Annotated in this window: 12 protein-coding genes and 1 pseudogene; 1 reads left to right on the top strand and 12 read right to left on the bottom strand. The window is 26.8% G+C overall.

Annotation, left to right across the window (positions count from 1 at the left end):
- Window positions 1-45: 45 nt before the first annotated feature.
- The 10 genes and pseudogenes from kpsS to CQA76_RS04730 form a co-directional block, all read right to left on the bottom strand.
- Entirely contained in the window at window positions 46-1,248 is a 1,203-nt protein-coding gene (gene kpsS, locus CQA76_RS04775) for a capsule polysaccharide modification protein KpsS (RefSeq protein WP_137622304.1), read from the bottom strand.
- On the bottom strand, window positions 1,227-3,314 hold the full coding sequence (locus CQA76_RS04770) for a capsular polysaccharide biosynthesis protein (protein WP_137622303.1): 2,088 nt from the start codon (window positions 3,312-3,314) through the stop codon (window positions 1,227-1,229). Before CQA76_RS04770 ends, kpsS begins: the two co-directional genes overlap by 22 nt.
- A 234-nt stretch (window positions 3,315-3,548) precedes the next feature.
- Window positions 3,549-5,072, bottom strand: coding sequence for a hypothetical protein (locus CQA76_RS04765; protein WP_137622302.1), 1,524 nt, complete (start codon window positions 5,070-5,072; stop codon window positions 3,549-3,551).
- Window positions 5,051-5,278 carry an acyl carrier protein gene (locus tag CQA76_RS04760; RefSeq protein WP_137622301.1) on the bottom strand — a complete coding sequence of 76 codons (228 nt, stop codon included), beginning with the start codon at window positions 5,276-5,278 and terminating at the stop codon, window positions 5,051-5,053. The genes CQA76_RS04765 and CQA76_RS04760 overlap by 22 nt, the downstream gene beginning before the upstream one ends.
- A gap of 9 nt (window positions 5,279-5,287) precedes the next feature.
- The gene (locus CQA76_RS04755; RefSeq protein ID WP_137622300.1) at window positions 5,288-6,799 is read right to left on the bottom strand and encodes an amino acid adenylation domain-containing protein; all 1,512 of its coding nucleotides are present in this window, start codon (window positions 6,797-6,799) and stop codon (window positions 5,288-5,290) included.
- A 173-nt stretch (window positions 6,800-6,972) separates the two neighbouring features.
- Window positions 6,973-8,205, bottom strand: a complete 1,233-nt coding sequence (locus CQA76_RS09405) for a hypothetical protein (protein WP_232364898.1) — start codon at window positions 8,203-8,205, stop codon at window positions 6,973-6,975.
- Window positions 8,202-9,324 (bottom strand): annotated as a pseudogene (locus tag CQA76_RS09355) (class I SAM-dependent methyltransferase). Before CQA76_RS09355 ends, CQA76_RS09405 begins: the two are co-directional and overlap by 4 nt.
- Window positions 9,311-10,051: a glycosyltransferase family 2 protein gene (locus CQA76_RS04740; RefSeq protein ID WP_137622299.1), complete on the bottom strand. Its 741-nt coding sequence runs from the start codon at window positions 10,049-10,051 to the stop codon at window positions 9,311-9,313. The pseudogene CQA76_RS09355 and the gene CQA76_RS04740 overlap by 14 nt, the downstream one beginning before the upstream one ends.
- Window positions 10,048-11,580, bottom strand: a complete 1,533-nt coding sequence (locus CQA76_RS04735; RefSeq protein ID WP_137622298.1) for a capsular biosynthesis protein — start codon at window positions 11,578-11,580, stop codon at window positions 10,048-10,050. Before CQA76_RS04735 ends, CQA76_RS04740 begins: the two co-directional genes overlap by 4 nt.
- Complete coding sequence (locus tag CQA76_RS04730) at window positions 11,577-11,975, bottom strand: HAD hydrolase family protein (protein ID WP_137622297.1); 399 nt, start codon at window positions 11,973-11,975, stop codon at window positions 11,577-11,579. The genes CQA76_RS04735 and CQA76_RS04730 overlap by 4 nt, the downstream gene beginning before the upstream one ends.
- A gap of 94 nt (window positions 11,976-12,069) precedes the next feature.
- On the opposite strand from CQA76_RS04730, the gene CQA76_RS04725 reads away from it, so the two are divergent.
- A complete protein-coding gene (locus tag CQA76_RS04725; RefSeq protein WP_137622296.1) occupies window positions 12,070-13,257 on the top strand; it encodes a class I SAM-dependent methyltransferase in 1,188 nt (395 codons plus the stop codon).
- 2 nt (window positions 13,258-13,259) lie between these two features.
- Here the strand turns inward: CQA76_RS04725 and CQA76_RS04720 are convergent, their stop codons facing one another.
- Both CQA76_RS04720 and CQA76_RS04715 read right to left on the bottom strand, forming a co-directional pair.
- Window positions 13,260-14,444: a hypothetical protein gene (locus CQA76_RS04720; protein WP_137622295.1), complete on the bottom strand. Its 1,185-nt coding sequence runs from the start codon at window positions 14,442-14,444 to the stop codon at window positions 13,260-13,262.
- The gene (locus CQA76_RS04715; RefSeq protein ID WP_137622294.1) at window positions 14,441-16,609 is read right to left on the bottom strand and encodes a bifunctional glycosyltransferase/CDP-glycerol:glycerophosphate glycerophosphotransferase; all 2,169 of its coding nucleotides are present in this window, start codon (window positions 16,607-16,609) and stop codon (window positions 14,441-14,443) included. The genes CQA76_RS04720 and CQA76_RS04715 overlap by 4 nt, the downstream gene beginning before the upstream one ends.
- Window positions 16,610-16,622: the final 13 nt, after the last annotated feature.

Below are 16,622 nucleotides of genomic sequence, written 5' to 3'. Positions count from 1 at the left end.
ATTGATTTCTCGGTTTATTTTTACAAAAATTATAACAATAATACGTTAATCAAAAATCTTGCTGTTATATTTCAAGAATGAATTTTTGTAAAAATTAGCGTTAAATTGATTGGTTCTTAAGAGATAATTTTTAAAATTTGAAATCAAAATTGTATTTGGCTTATACGCATGAGCTTCTCTCCAAAAAAACTGGAGCTTTTTTGGATAAGTTAAACCCTCAAAATCATAGAAAGCTTTTCCACAAACTTTAGTTGGACAACCTTCTAAAATCGCACTCAAACCTACAGTAGAATTAATAGTGATACAACCTAGTGCATTTTTTAAAAGTCTTGGCAAATATGAATCATGTACGTACAAAACCCTACCCTCGACACGATATTTTTCGCTAAGATCTTGAATGAATTTGGAATAATTTTTATAACCCCTATCCATAGGATGATGTTTAAAAACAAGATAAGATTTAGCCCTGGCATGATTAGCAAAAGAAAGTATGATTTCTTCTATAAAATCCTCTATGCTTTTTTTATAATGATATTTAACTTGCGTATCGTTATAAACTTGCAAAATGGCTAAAAAATATTTCTTTTTAAGATTATAAATTTTATCATTTAATTTTTTTTCTGTAATCTTATAAAGACATTTTCTATATAAAGATCTAAACCAAAATAAAAATTCAAAAGGATACAAAGTACGATGATGGATCTTGTTGTTAAAAAAAGGAGCCAAAAGAAAAGAAAAAAGCCAATATAAAAAAGCATAAAAGGCCATATATTTAAATCCACCAGAAATTTCTTTGATGGATTTTTTAATACATACTTTTTGATTAAGATAAAAATTTTTACTGCGAGGCAATAAAGAATTTGCATTGACTCCATTTTTTTCAAAAGTGATACAATAAGGTCTTAAATATCCTTCTTCAAAAATCCAAACATCAATATTAAACTTTCTAGCAATCTCGATGGCTTTTTGATGAACTAAACGACAATCATTATACATAAGAATAACTTGAGTATGATGCTGTTTAAAAAAATTCTCGTAAAAAAGAGAGAGATTTTGTTCCTTATCTGTATAAGAAGTTCCTGTTGGGTAAAAGAAAAAATCTCCGCCATTGAAGTTAATCTTAGAAACTTTAGCATTGTATTTTATAAGTTTTTTAGCCAAACGATAAAAAAAAGTACCTACAGGACCTTGTAAAAGAGTGACATTTTTTCCGCTAAATTCTTTTTTTATTTTTTTATCAAATTCCATTTTTTACTTACAAATTCATAAATTCTTCTTATTTTTCTAAGTATTAAAATTCTAAAATCAACCGCCATTTTTTTATACCGCTTAGAAAAATAATCCTTTTGCATTTTTAGCATTATATCTAAACAAAGTTCAATTTCACATAAGTTTTTTGTTCTTGGATGAATATATCTTGGATATTGTATCAAAACACCGGCAACGAGCTCTTCTAAAGTTAATTTTCTTGTTCTTCTTAAGCATTTTTGTTTATCTTGCGTTAAGCCCCACCCTGCATAAAAAGGCATACCATATGTAAAAACTTTTTTAGATCTCAAAAGTGCATCAAATCCTGAAGTAGAAGTGATTGTATGCACCTCATCACAAATTTTTATCGCACTATCAATACTGCAATTTTTTATAACCTCATCACAATATTTTAAAATAATTTTTTCATCCTTTAAACCTATGCGATTTCCACTTAAAACATCAGGATGTGGTTTAAAAACAATATAAGCATTTGGATTTTTTAATCTCACTTCTTTAATTAAATCCAAAGTAGATAAGCCAAAGCCACCTAAAATCATCGAAGCATCGTCTTCAACCTGTGCAGGAATGAGAATGATTTTTTGTCCTTTTTTAGCATTAATCTTAATATCTTGGTGTTTTATACCATTGTATTTTGAAAATTTATTCTCTTTTAGAATTTGGATTATATTTTTTGATCTCAATAAAATTTGCTCATCAAAAACTTCATTTTGCAAAATGTTTTCCAAACGACTCTCTTGATTTGGATCAATATAAAGTCCTTTATCATCTATAATTAAAGAATAAGGGCGTGTCAAATCAGAACCCAAAGAAATAGAACGGATAAAACCATCCTCTACCAAAGAAATCTTTGGAATGAAATCGGTTAAATTTTCATCTTGTGCCTTTCTTATGAGAATGGTTTTAAGTTTATCAAAATTGACTCTCTTACCCCAAATAAAAAATTTATCACTTTTTTTTAACGAGTATTTATCCAAAGTTTTCAATGAATTTAAAAAGATTATTTCATTGTTTTTAGCCTTAAAGAAAGGTTTTATAAAATGCCTTTTCCAAAGGGTAAAGCCTAACATGAAAAGCCTATCAGAATTTTTATATTCTATATTTTTATACTTTGCTAAGGTTTTAATCGTATCAAAAATATCACTTTTTTGATTTAAATAAGGATTAAAATACTGACTATACAACATATAAGCGATATAAAACACCTCTTCAAGACTTCTTTTTTTAAACCTTCTTGCACATTTTTGTTTATCCTTTGTTAAGCCCCAACCCGCATAAAAAGGGATACCATAACAAACACACTCACAACCCATAAGCAAAGCTTCAAAGCCCATTCCAGAGGTTTTAGTATAAACTTTATTAAAATATTTTAGCAAGGCTATGGGATTAAAATTCTCACTTATAATCTTGCATTCTTTAGGTAAAAAATTGATATCCAAATCGCTTTGTTTTTTTCCGCTTAATACATCAGGATGAATTTTGATATAAATTTGAGCATTTAGATTTTCTTTTATGGCATCTTTTACCATTTCATTGGTATTAAAATTTTGCACCAAGCCGTATTGTAAAGATGCATCGTTTGCGGTTTGAGTGATGATTAAAATACGATTCTCGTCTTTTGAAAAATAATCACCTGGAATGTCTAAATTATTGTTATACTTACTGATTTTGTATTTTTTTATAAGATCTATAGCTTTTTTGGCACTATCTAATTCCTCTTGATTTAACTCATAAGTATTTAAAAGATTTTCTAGTTTTGAAGGTTTTATAGCGTCATAATAAATTCCAATATCATCACAAACCAAGCTGAAACTAGGTGCATTTTCAACACCCAAATTTAAAGACCTTATAAAGCCATCTTCTAAAAGCATAAATTTTGCATTATACTTTTGAGCTAATTCTTGTGCTTTTAAACCGGATTTTTTATGTCCCCAACCCACAAAAATATCCTGTTTCTCACATTTTGAAAAAATGTTAAAAAACAAAACAGAATAGAAATTTTTAACATTAGTAATTAATTTTTTTGAAGTGCTATAAAATTTCATAATTAAATTTCTATTTTATGGTATTAAATCGGAATTATATCTAAAAATTTAAACACATATAAACAATCTAATATACAAATCGTTTTAATCTGTTTAGCCTTTGTATTGCAAAAACAAAACAGATTTAAATAATCAAAATAAAATTATAACTAAATTGAGACATTTTTTTACTTTATCGTTAGATAATTTCTTTTTTTGTATTTTTAAATTTATAATACCAACAAACACTCTCACTCATTTTTTTGTTAAATTAAATTCTTTTTTTAATTTTCTAACATCAAACCATAATTTAAAATATCCGCCTTTATACCAAATGCTATGGGCATTAATAATAACTTGTCCTAATTGACATTGAATAGAATTTTTCATTAGCATTGTTTCTTCATAAATAATATAGTCTCTTATTTTTATATTATTCTCTTTTGAAGATTTATATTTTTTATACTCATAAAATAAATTAAAAAATAATGTAAAAATATTACTATTTAAATAAGCTTCCCCTAATCTATAAGTAAGATAATTCTTTACCTCCGCTCTTGCATAATATCTTTTTAATTCATTTATATTATTAAAATATTTTAATCTTTCTATCTCATTTTTTAAATAACTATTTTCCCTCCTTAAGGGAATAAATTTTATGGGTTCATGTATGCGTATATAATCTTCAATACAACCTTTCAAAAAGTCTAAATTTAAAATCAAATGCGAATAATCTAAATCTTTTTTAAGTTGAATATTTTCGCTAAGATTTTTAATATCCACCTTTAAAACCTGTGAAAATTTAAAATTATCTTTTACCAACAACAGATCACCTAAATTAAAAAATCCTAGATGTTTTTTCTGTTTTTCAATTTTCATTGGTTCAACAGGGTCGATATCATTTGAATAATTTTCGCTATATTCTAATATCGTACTATTTGTAATTTTTAATAAATTGCTTAATGATTTAAATTGATGTGCAGGTCTTATTAAAGAGTTCAATTTTTTAAAACCGTTGTCAAATTTCAAAACAGAACACAAAAACGCATTAAAAGAAAAAAAGGAATGAATATGCATATCTTTAAATTGTTTAGGAATAACTAATTTCTCATCTTTTAAAATCTGAATATACTCAAACTGTCTACCAGTATACTGAAATAGTTTTTTTTCTTTATCAAAAGCATCTACATTTAAAACGATAAAATTATTGATTATGTCGGGGTCAAAATGCCTCGGTATTGATAGCTTGTTAAAATTATCAATAAGTATACATATCGACTCAATAATAATTCTATCATAAAAATGAATTTTATCTTTCAAAAGAATAGAATAAAAAAACTGTGACTTATCTTTATCTCCAAAATAAACAGTATTAATGCTATGATAATTCGATAAATATAAATACATATTTGTAATTATTTGCTGATCGTTCGATAAATTACCAGAACTACTTGTCGGAAGCATAAGATTGACTACCGGAATCGAAAATGATGATAATATATTAAATGTATTTGCGATAGTTTGACACACAAACTCTACATTTTTATTTAAAGAAATATCTTCGGAGTATGCATCATAAAAAATTAAATCGGCTTTTTTTATTTCTTTCTGATTTTTTATTATTTCAAATAAACAATGTTCAGAACCACTTGCCTCAAAAATCAAATTAATTACTTCTATGCCATTAGAACTTAACTTATTTTGTAATTCCAAAACAATATGTCTTAAATCGCTAGTTCCTAATAAAACGATTGATTTTATTTTTTTTGCGACTTGCATATAAGCTCCCTTATGGTCTGAAAGCTATAAAAATTTTCCGGAGTAATATCCTCTAAATCAATTTCTATTTCAAATTTATTTTCTATGGCATTTACCAAATTAATAATATCCAAGCTATCAATAAAACCTCCAAAAACAAGATCTTCATAAAATTCATCAATTTCATCTTTTCCTATTTGTTTAAAAATTGCCCTAATCTCTTCCATTTTCTCTCCTTAAAGTTCTTTATAATAATTCCTATCAATCTTACCATTTTGATTGAGTTTAAAACTATCTATTCTTTTAAAATGTTTAGGTATCATATAAAGAGGTAATTTATCTTTTAAAAACATTCTAAAATCAATTTCTTCTTTACTCTCATAAAAACAAATAATCTCTTCTTTAAAAATACAAGCAGAGTTTCTTACTTTATCATGAGAATTAATAATACTTTCTATTTCTCCTAATTCTATTCTATGACCCATGTATTTGATCTGATTGTCAGCTCTTCCATAACATAATAATTCTTCAAATTCATTGTAAGCAACAATATCTCCTGTTTTATAGACTAAGTCTAAATAATTATCATGTAAAGGATTTTGTATAAAAGCTTTTTTGGTTTTTTCTTTATCATTGTAATATCCTAAGGATAAAGAAGTTCCTCTTATATATAATTCTCCTTTTTTACCTATTTCTTTAGGACTTATATAATTCATATTTTCATCAAAGACTAAAAGTTCTGTATTTTTACAAGCTTTACCTATAGGTAAGAGTTCATCATCTTTGAAGGGGCGGTTGATGATGTGAAAACAAGCAATGATTGTGATTTCAGTAGGGCCATAAAGATTGGCAAATAAACTTTGAGGTAGATGTTTTCTCCAAAGGTTTAATTGTTTATTAGGCATGATTTCGCCTGCAAAGAGTATTTTTTTGAGAAAATTTAGAGGATATTTTTTTAAACCCTTTTCATTTGCAAAATAAATCAACACTGAAGGCACCCAAAAGATTGTACTCACTTTTTCTTGTTCTAAGTATTGTAATACTTTAGCAGGAAAAGCAAAAAGATGATTGGGGATGATGTGTAAAGTTGCACCCTTAAATACAGTTGCCATAATATCTGAAACCGAAACATCAAAATAAAATTGAACTTGATTGGCTAAAATATCATTTTTATTAATATCAAATTCATCGCAAAACCAAAATGTATAATCCACCACACTCTTATGAGCTATACTTACTCCCTTAGGAATTCCAGTACTTCCACTGGTAAAAAGTACATAAAGTAAATTAGTATCGATATGTTTTTCTTTAGCCTTAGTGATTAGATTTTCATCGATATTAAAATTTTTAAAATTTTCTGTATAAAGAGTAGGCAAATTTAAATCTAATTTTAATTCTTTAGAAGTGATTAGAAGTTTTGGTTTTAAAACTTCTATAACTTTTTCTATTCTTTCTTTAGGACTTTTTTCATCTAAGAGTGTATAAAAGTTTCCACTTAAGGCTACACCAAAAAAAGAAATCAAACAATCAATGCCTTTAGGCAGTATAATAAGAATGGCTTTTTGTAAAGGTAGGGTATCATTATCTAAAGTTCTTAAAATTTCACTGGCAACTTTTTTAGAATAAAGATCAAATTCTTTATAAGTAATTTCCTTTCTTCCCTCTTTAGCAAAGGGTTCAACAAAGGCTATTTTTTCACTAAAATTTTCAACACTTTTTTCTAAGAAGTCATAGATGTGGGTGAGCAAAAAAATCCTTTATGGTGAAATCAAAAAATGATTATACCCCCCCCCAGTTAATGTAGGCTTAAAAATTTATTTTTTTAAAAAAAATAAAAATATCTTTTAAAAATAATTAAATTCGATCTTAAATGAAAAATTATGCTTTTTTATTTTTAAATTCTTTTTTAAGTTTTCTTATCTCAAACCACAATTTGATATACCCCCCCCCCATACCAATTGTTATTAGCTTTTATTAGAGCTTGTCCTAATTTATAAGATAAATGTTCTTTAAATTTTAAAGCTTCTTTATAATCAGGATAAGATTCTAAAGGAGGTAATTTTAAAGAAGGATCTTTTTTTATTTTTTGTTTATAAATTTTTTGTTCTTGTTTGTGTTTATCTTTTATATAAGATAAAACATAAGGCATTCTTATATAACCTAGTATGCTTTTTGAATTTTCTATCATAGCTTGTCCTAGTTTATAAGAGAGTTGGTTTTGAATTCTTGCTTTGGCTGTGCCGTATTCAGCTTGAAAGGAAATTTGATTGATTTTTTCAATAAGTACTTTTTGTTCATCAGTTAAATCAGATATTTGAGTGTTTAAAGCATTAATTTGATTTTGTAAAGGAGTTAGTTTTCTATTTAAAAGATCATCTTTTATTGGATGATACATTTTATTATCATATTCTGTAAAAATTCTATTGGAATTTAAATCGATTTCTTGTAATAGAATTTTATGTCCATCTTGTGAAAAATTATAAGCACTAAAACCATTTTTTATAGTCTCACTTGCAACGAAGAATTCGCATATTAACCATCTTTTTTTTATTTTTTTGGATTTTAAAAAAACTTCTCTATGCCGTACCCTTTCTTTATATAAGCAATCTAATAACTTTCCGCTGTACCTAGTAATACCAAATCTACTTCCATACCACAAACAATCATCTGGATATACCCAGTCCGAATTTGCTAACCAATACCAGCTATTTCCTTGCTTTTCCTTACGAAAATGTGAAACAATCAAATCTTCTAATTTATGAGAATAGAAATCAAAAAAAGGCTTATAATTTTTCCCATTAAAAAAACAATCATAATCGATAGACCAATAAAAATCATAATTTTTAAATAATAATCTTCCAATATAAGCCAAATAATCTATACAAAGCCAAAGGGTATAACCTATATCTTTTTCTATATGGAGTCCTAACTCTTTCAAAGTTTTTTCATAAACTAAAACACATTTTGTCTTAACTCCAAACAATTCCTTTTCTTGAACTATGCCACTTCCATCGTCTTCTATGGCATTATATGTATTATTAACTATAAGAACACACTCAACTCCACTATTTTGCATCTTCTTAAATTCACTTATAATCGCAGGAGTAATTCTGTATGTATTTAACATTGCTAAAGTCTTATTGCTAAATTTCATTCTACTATCTCAATTTTATTATTTATGCTTTCAATATCTTTTCTTATCTCATCATTATAAACACCGGCATTTAAGATCACCAGTGAATCATCTTGTTCTTTTAAAATTTTTGGAGATTTAACTTTAAAATTTGTGCCATAAAGTCTTTTTTCTTGCTTATTTGGATTATTATCTAAAATGCTTATAATCTTATCATTTTTTAAACCATTATAGATTAGATATTGGCTAAACAAATGCGCACCAAAAAGATAAATTTTCTTATTGGTAGTTTCTAAGATTTGATTTAAGCTAAAAATTTTTTCATGATAATACTTTTTCATATCTAAAAATAACTTTTTATTCTCGTCATATTCATTTTTTAAAACAACCCTTAAAGTATCAATGGACTCATCTTTACAAACATGATAAAAAATACTATGCTCTTTAAAATACTGCTTTTCAAGAATTCTAAATCGGTGCTTTTGAAGTAAAAATTCCAAAACATTTTCAGTTAAAAATATAGTATGCTCAAAATTTAGGCAATTAGTAAATTTATTTTCTAGCCATTTTTTCATATTTGGGAGAGAAAATATCATCTTGCCCCCCCCCTATAAGAACCGATGAAATTTCCTCTAAGAATTCATGGGGATTATAAATATGTTCAAAAGTATGACTATGGACAATAGTATCAAAATATCGATCATTAAAAATTTCTTTATGAAAAAATCCATCTATATAATCAACATTTTCATATTTATTTTCAGTATTAGGCTCAACTATAGTCCATTTTATATTTTTTATACTCAAACAATTTTGCGAAAGCTTCCCATGTCCACCACCGATCTCTAAAACACTTTTTGGATTTGTTTTTATAACAAAATTTGCAAATTCTTTATGATGTTCCTCCCATAAAGCCCCGACAGATCCGGCATCGTGTCCATTTGCGTACAATAAATCTAAAGGTATTAAATTTTGAAGTTGTATAACCCCTTCTTTAGAAATCACCCAATTTTGATCACAAATATAATCATCTTGATCATCGCTATTAACGCAACCACAAAATAAAGGAAATTTATCTTGAGATAAAAACTCTAAATCAGAATCACTAATAACACATTTTTGACGATTAACATAGTCCATTTTCATTATTAATCCTTATTTTTTCATACTCAGCAGGAGTTCCGCAAAATATTATATCATCGATACTGATTTTATGATATTGGATATGTTTTTTCTGCTGAATTAAATAATTATACATAGGAGCTATATAAAACTCACCCTTGCTAAGATTATTTTCTTTTTGCATTATATCAAATACTTCTTTAAAACATACTGCTTTTTTAAAATAATACAAACCGCTGCTACACAAACTAGAAATTCTTTCTTTTTCTGTAGTTTTTAAAACTATATTATTTTCACCAGGTAAAACAAAGGACCATTGCTCACCCTCGGCTTCAAATACTTCTAAATACCCATCAAGTTTAGAAAAATCTAAAGCTTTAGGCAAAGAAAAATTGGGTCTAAAAGTATCGATATTAAAAATTAAAATACTCTCATCATCTTTAATTTCTGCTTTTTGAATTCCTAAGGCTACCGTATGTGCTTGCCCTAAGGTTTCTTTATCTAATTTCACACTCTCATATAAATTAAGATTTAATTTTGTGCACTCTTTTTCTATAAATCCTTTTGTATCTTGTATATCTCGATAAATAAAAATAAATTTACACTCATTAAAATATTTTTTAAAGCCATTTATTGCATGGAAAAATACACTATTTCCTTTTAAATCAAGCATATATTTTGGTTTAGTATAACCTGCTTTAGCAAAACGACTGCTAAGTCCTGCCATAGGAAAAATGATAATCATCCTTCCTCCTTAAAAAATTCACCATAAAGTCTATAAGCATTAGCCAAAAATGCCATTTGCTTGATTTGTGAATCACTATGTAAAGGCAACATGGATAAAAATAAATGGATACATAAAGCTTTTATATTTTCGTCTATATTAAAAATTTGTAAAAATTCCTTTTGAATGCTTAATAAATTTTCATTTTTATCAATAAAAAATTCTATCTGATCCTCTGTAATATCACACTCAAAAAAACCTGCAATGATAAAATCATAAAGACCGAAAACAGAATGAATGAGTTTTGCAAAATCATAATTTTTATCTCCATAAGGAGTTATATTTTCATCAAAATCAAATCCCCTAGGATCAAAAACTTTAATTTTACCTGATCTAAAATCATACATGATATTTGAAAAGCAAAAATCCCCATGAATAAAATAATTATTCTTGCTTTTTTGCAAATACAAATCCAATTTTTCTATCAAATGATAAACGTTTGGATAAATTTTGGAATTAATTTTGATATTTTTTTGCAAATCAATACCGCTTTGCTTTTGAAATTCATTTAATCTTTGTAATGTTTTCTTTTTATAATCAAAATTTATATTGTTTGTATTTTCATTTTTAATTGAAAAAGAGTGCAAACAATCTAAAAATTCTTTTAAAGAATAAAAAATTCTTTTCCAAACATAATGAGGCAAATTTCCAAAAACCAAAAGTTCAGATAAGGTATTATTATAAATATATTCGATTTGATAGCTATTTGATCCATTTAAAATTTTAGGAACATAAAAAATCATTTCCTTTGGGAGTTTTTCAAACCAATTTATTTCGGCTTGAATTTTTTTCTCCCATTTTGACGTTTTTAAAATATAACCATTTTTAAAACTTATACTATTGAAACTTCTTTGAGTGCTTACAACTTGCTTAGAATGAAAATAACTTGTAATAAGCCCAAAATCAAGCCAAGTATCATTTTCAATAACGTTAAAAGGATAAGTCTTTGAATACGCTTTTAAACCGCCAATAAAAGAATAATTATTTTCGGCTATAGATTTAATTAAAAATTTAGGATCAGTAATACTATATGCACCAGCTAAAATGAAATCTTTATCTTGTATTTTGTTTATAGTTAAAAAATCATCATCCAAGTAAGCCCATTCATAACTTTCTCTTACCTTTATTACTTGCAAGGAATCATCTTTAAATGAAAGATTTTTAAAAAAAGTATCCCCATGCAAGATATGCAAACATTCGTTAAAATTAAAGCTAACATTTAAACCATAAACTATAGATTCGCCTAGTGATAAATTTTCAGGTACAAATAAAAGTTCAACACCCAAGTCATTAAGTTTTTTTTGATCGTGATGATTTAGCTTAAAACTTTTAGGCAAAGATAGGACAATTTTTTGCTTTATATCTTTAAAAAGACCTACTTGATATTCATAAAGCCTTTTATTTCCCAAAGGCAAAAAAGAAGGGGGTATTTTGCCAAATTCTAAAGTAAAATCAGCGGATAAATATTTAGCAGAAGTGATAAGTATCATCGGTTTCCGCCATCTTTATATGGATTTTCTTTTTGCAAAAGCTCTTTAATTTCTTCATATTTGAGGTTAATAAATTCAGAAGGACGAATAGCCTTATCATCCACATAAAAACCATCAAATCCACACCAAGGCTTACCGACAATGATGTCATCGTAAGGAATTTTATGTTTATCAAGCCAAGAGATGATGATAGGTAAAGTATGCGTTTTGATTTTTTCTATATCATTATTAAAAGTTCGCATATTGCGACTTGTAAAAATAGTAATCTTAAAGCCTTGTTTTTTATACTCTTTTATAGTTTCTACTAGGGCAAGATTTGGTTTTTTATCGCAATAATCAACTTTATCATCATCAATAGTCAAAGTTCCGTCTAAATCTATAATTATAGTTTTCATTGATTTTTAAATTTAACTTTCATGAATTTTGTTTTAAAATATTAACATAATTTAGTTACTATTTTCTGTAATAATTTAAAATAAAGGAAATCGCATGTCATGTCCATTATGTCGAAGTAATCAAACACCTAAAGAACTTTTTATAACAAAAAATGCTTTTACCTCATCTGGCAAGCTTGATAAAAATTTGACAAAAAATATAAATAATAACGGGGGGGGGTATTGCAAGGGTGATAATACTATAACACTTGTGCAATGCCAAGATTGTGGCTATGTGTATAATCTCACATTTGACCTAAAAAAAATCTCTCGAGAATATCAAAGCGAAGGTTATTTCTCTCGTAAAATAGTTTCCAGGGCTATGAGTAATGTTATCAAAACGATCAAAGATAAATGTTTAAAATATATTGACAAAAATAGCGTTTGCCTTGAAATCGCTCCAGGTAGCGGAGATATGGTAAATGCACTTATAAATGAAGTGAAATTTATCTACACTGTTGATCCATCTTTGGTTTCATTGGAAATAGAAAATATAAACAATCTTAAACACATACAAGGATTTTTTGACTGCGATATTTTAAAAAGTAAATTAGAATATAAAATTGACTTTATTACATTTAGACACTTACTTGAACATATCAATACTCCTTTAGATTTTTTACAAAATGTTGTTAATTTGTTAGAAAACAATGGAATAATATATGTAGAAGTTCCAAACTTTAATGAGCTGGTTAAACATAATAGATTTTATGAAATTTTCAATGATCATTGTGGCTATTATCAAAAAAATATTCTAATCAATACCTTGCAGTCGTTGGGCTGTGAAATCGTTGATGAAATTTTTCTTTTTAGAGAACAACATGTAGGATTGTTTTTTAAAAAAATATCCGAACCTCAAATCTTAAATAAATTAAATTTCAATTTTTTTGATAGCAATGTTTCAATATTATTCCAAAAAAATATAACAAAACTAAATGAATTTTTATGCAATTGTAATAATATTGCAATTTATGGTTCTGGAGCTCATGGAAATAGCATAATAACCTTTATAGATCATCCTGAAAAAATCAAAAAATGTTTTGATCTTGACAAAAGAAAACAAGGTATGTACTTGCAAAATTCTTCAATCATTATCCAAGAACCAAATATAGAAAATCTTAAAGATGTAGAAATTATTGTCATCGCAGCACCTCTTTATGAAGAAGAAATTATAAATTCTTTAAGAGAAAAAGGTTATAAAGGCCATATCATTGCAACGGAAAAAGAAGTCATCTTGAAATGACTTCATTCCCATCCCATTTTACGAAACACATTGTGTAAAATTTCGCAGTCATCAAAATTTGAGGTATCTAAAATTTTATCAAAACGTAACTTACTTCTCCAACCACTAGTAATAGCAACAAAATGTCTTGTTTCAAAATTTGTATCTAAATCTTCTATTGTAACTTGCTTAGTCTCCGTATCATAATGATAATGGCATCTCCATTGAATATGATCTTTAGATGGATCAATAACTGTGCACCATTTGATAGTAGCCCTATCCTTATCTCCGATACGATAAAGATAACTCATGTCTTTAAATGAATAAATATCAGAAGAGCAAGTATTTGCAACCCATCTACCATCAAAATATACTGTTTTTCCTAATTTTTCAGTATATTCAAAAATAGATTGATTATTTTTACTAACCACAAGTTCATCAATATCTACATATAACACCGACTTAGCACACCTCAAAAATCTATATTTTGCATGCTCATATACTACATATATGGAATAATCACTATCCCAATAAGATCCTTTAGAGGCCAATGGTCCATAAGGTACTGGCCATCTAACCACAAAGATAGAAATATTAACATTAGCTTTTAGGTATTCTAACAATTCTTTAGAAGAATATAATTCACTGCTATCATAAATCAACACAGCGTCCGCTTTATGAATCTTATCATAATAATTACAATAATCTCTCACCCACTCGAATTTGTTATCTTTATTTTTAAATAATACGACTCTTTTATTTCTTAACAACTCGCTAGAATTTTGATTTATAATATTGAATTTAATATCGCCATAGCGATTTGTTTGCATGAATTTAGGTTTTAGTAGCATTTTATAATTAAAATAAAAATGACTCGCTCTATCTAATTCCTTAAAAGAAATTTTAGGCTGATCATAAGTAATATGTTTTAAATAACTAGATTCTGATACATTTAAAGAATTTCGCATCCAAAAAGACTCTTCGCGTATTAAATCGTTCATATGATAAAGGGGGGCACCTATACAATGCACGAGGTATTTTTCAGTTGCATCAAAAAAAATATCAGCAAAGATAATTCCGTAATCAAAATCAATATCATAGCTGTCTTGTCGAAGCTCCTTAGGTCTAGGCGGTTGCCTTTTATCTGTTAAATAAGGATTAAAACATAATGATGAAACATCAAAAAACTTAAACATATTCTTTCTCATAATTTCTCCCTTTTAATTAATTTCTCAATAAAATCAACTAATCTTACAGCTGTCTTTCCATCGCAATATTGCATATGCAAATCCCAATAAAACTGAATTTTTTCTTTATCAAATATCCGATCGACTTGTTCAATAGCCTGCGACAATTGATTTTGATTATATACAATGTATCCTGGAAAATATTTTTCATAATCTAAATACATATTTCTTTGTCCCATATATATTGGAAGATCATATGCAAACAAAATAATTGGCCTTTTAAAATGCAAAAATGAAAATACTATAGAAGAATAATCTGTAATTAATATTTCAGTAGCACTTAAAACAGTTGCTTCGTCATATTGACTTAAATTTAAAACACTATTTGGTAGTTTAACATCTTTATAATTGGAATGGATTCTACAAGCAAAAATATACTCATGTCCGAATTTTTCGGATAATTTTTCAAAATCAATTTTCGGCTGAAAAAAACCTATATTTGTAAATTTTCCTACATCTTCCCTAAAAGTTGGAGCATATAAAACCAATTTTTTATTTGTATCAATGCCTAATTCAAAATAAGCTTGTTCTTTAGATTTTTTATTATTAATTATTCTATCGGATAATATATTTCCTATAGTTAAAATTTGCTCTTTTTTTAAATTAAAAGCACTCATATAGGCATTAATTGCTATATCACTTGAAACTAAAGTATAGCTATAAGAACTATGATGTTTTAGCTGTTCTTTATATTCATCACTATTTTTTTCAAATATATCTAATCCAAATTTTTTTCCAAGTCCACAAGCATGCCATGATTGAATAACAATTTGATTTTTTCTTGCAATAACACCACGTAGATACCAATAATGTCCATCAATAATTATAACTTTGGAACGCACCAGATGATAAACTATTCTCAAATCTTCAAAAAATCCAATTTTCTTTGCCAATAAAGTTTTGACTGCAAATTGATTTCTAGAGAGCACTTCCTCCTTAATCTCTTTTAAAAATTTAAGCTTATCTTTAGGTCTGATAGCAAAGGTGATTTTATTGTTTTTTATAGGGATAAGTAAAGATAGAACATTATACATAAAAACTACGAAATTTAGCCTTTTTTTTCCCAAGAGTTTAGAGTATAGCCAATCTAAACCCTTTATATAATAATTTTTTATTTTATTTATTTTTTTTAGCGTAAAAAAGAAACCATCTTTAAATATTTTTTTAAATTTTATTTTTTTTAATGCCTTTAAAAGTTCTTTTTCGGTTTTTATATTTGATAATTTAAAATCAAGATATTTATCCTTATATTCTTGAGGAATAGTTTTTAAGATATCTAAAACATCAGGGCAATATTGTGACATTTCTCTTTGTCTCATTCCTATGATTGGAGAAAAAATAAATTTTTTAAATTCATAATCAAAAAATCTTTTATAATAAGCATCTTTAATCTTAATATCTAAAAGATGGTTTAATTCTTTTTGAACCGCAAGAATATCTTTTAAATACGATGGTTTCCAAATATTTGTTGATTGATTTGGATTATCTCTTCTATACATTAAAGTGTATTGATTTAATAGAAAAACTTTTGGATTTTTGCTGTTTAATAAATTTAAAAAATAATGATCTTCTGTCATCATTATATTATTTAAGAAAAAAATTTTATTTTCTAAAATAAATTTTTTTTTAATAGCCTTATTACAAGGATTTATACATAAACTCATAAATTGTGTATAATCCTCGCTTTCGTAATCTAAAATATGAGAAAAAGAAATCGTTTTTTCATAAGTTTCACTTTTCCATTGCTTTTTTGCGTTAAAATTAAGTAGCTTTCCTTGAACCACATCGACATCATAGGATTGAAAAATATTATAATAATTTTCCAAAGTCTTTTCCGGAAGCAAATCATCACTATCTAGAAAAATAAGTACTTCACCTTGAGCATTCTCTATGCCTTTATTTCTAGCACTACATAATCCTCCGTTTTCCTTGCTAATTATTGTAATATTTTTATCATTGTTTATCATTTTAAATTTTTCGCATATAGATAAGGTTAGGTTATCTGTTGAACCATCATTAACAATTATAATTTCAAAATCAGTAAATGACTGAGAAATAATCGACTCCAAAGTGTAACCTATCGTAGTTGCCGAGTTATAAGCCGGAATAACTATCGAAAAAAACATCTCCCCCCCCCCT

The organism is Campylobacter aviculae (assembly GCF_005406215.1).
In the GTDB taxonomy this organism is placed as follows: Bacteria; Campylobacterota; Campylobacteria; order Campylobacterales; family Campylobacteraceae; genus Campylobacter_D; species Campylobacter_D aviculae.
This window is presented reverse-complemented; position numbering and strand designations above follow the sequence as displayed.

Bases quoted from the DNA above. Each gene is read 5' to 3' on its own strand.
- kpsS (WP_137622304.1), bottom strand. From the start codon at position 1,248: ATGGAATTTGATAAAAAAATAAAAAAAGAATTTAGCGGAAAAAATGTC.
- CQA76_RS04770 (WP_137622303.1), bottom strand. From the start codon at position 3,314: ATGAAATTTTATAGCACTTCAAAAAAATTAATTACTAATGTTAAAAAT.
- CQA76_RS04765 (WP_137622302.1), bottom strand. From the start codon at position 5,072: ATGCAAGTCGCAAAAAAAATAAAATCAATCGTTTTATTAGGAACTAGC.
- CQA76_RS04760 (WP_137622301.1), bottom strand. From the start codon at position 5,278: ATGGAAGAGATTAGGGCAATTTTTAAACAAATAGGAAAAGATGAAATT.
- CQA76_RS09405 (WP_232364898.1), bottom strand. From the start codon at position 8,205: ATGAAATTTAGCAATAAGACTTTAGCAATGTTAAATACATACAGAATT.
- CQA76_RS04740 (WP_137622299.1), bottom strand. From the start codon at position 10,051: ATGATTATCATTTTTCCTATGGCAGGACTTAGCAGTCGTTTTGCTAAA.
- CQA76_RS04735 (WP_137622298.1), bottom strand. From the start codon at position 11,580: ATGATACTTATCACTTCTGCTAAATATTTATCCGCTGATTTTACTTTA.
- CQA76_RS04730 (WP_137622297.1), bottom strand. From the start codon at position 11,975: ATGAAAACTATAATTATAGATTTAGACGGAACTTTGACTATTGATGAT.
- CQA76_RS04725 (WP_137622296.1), top strand. From the start codon at position 12,070: ATGTCATGTCCATTATGTCGAAGTAATCAAACACCTAAAGAACTTTTT.
- CQA76_RS04720 (WP_137622295.1), bottom strand. From the start codon at position 14,444: ATGAGAAAGAATATGTTTAAGTTTTTTGATGTTTCATCATTATGTTTT.
- CQA76_RS04715 (WP_137622294.1), bottom strand. From the start codon at position 16,609: ATGTTTTTTTCGATAGTTATTCCGGCTTATAACTCGGCAACTACGATA.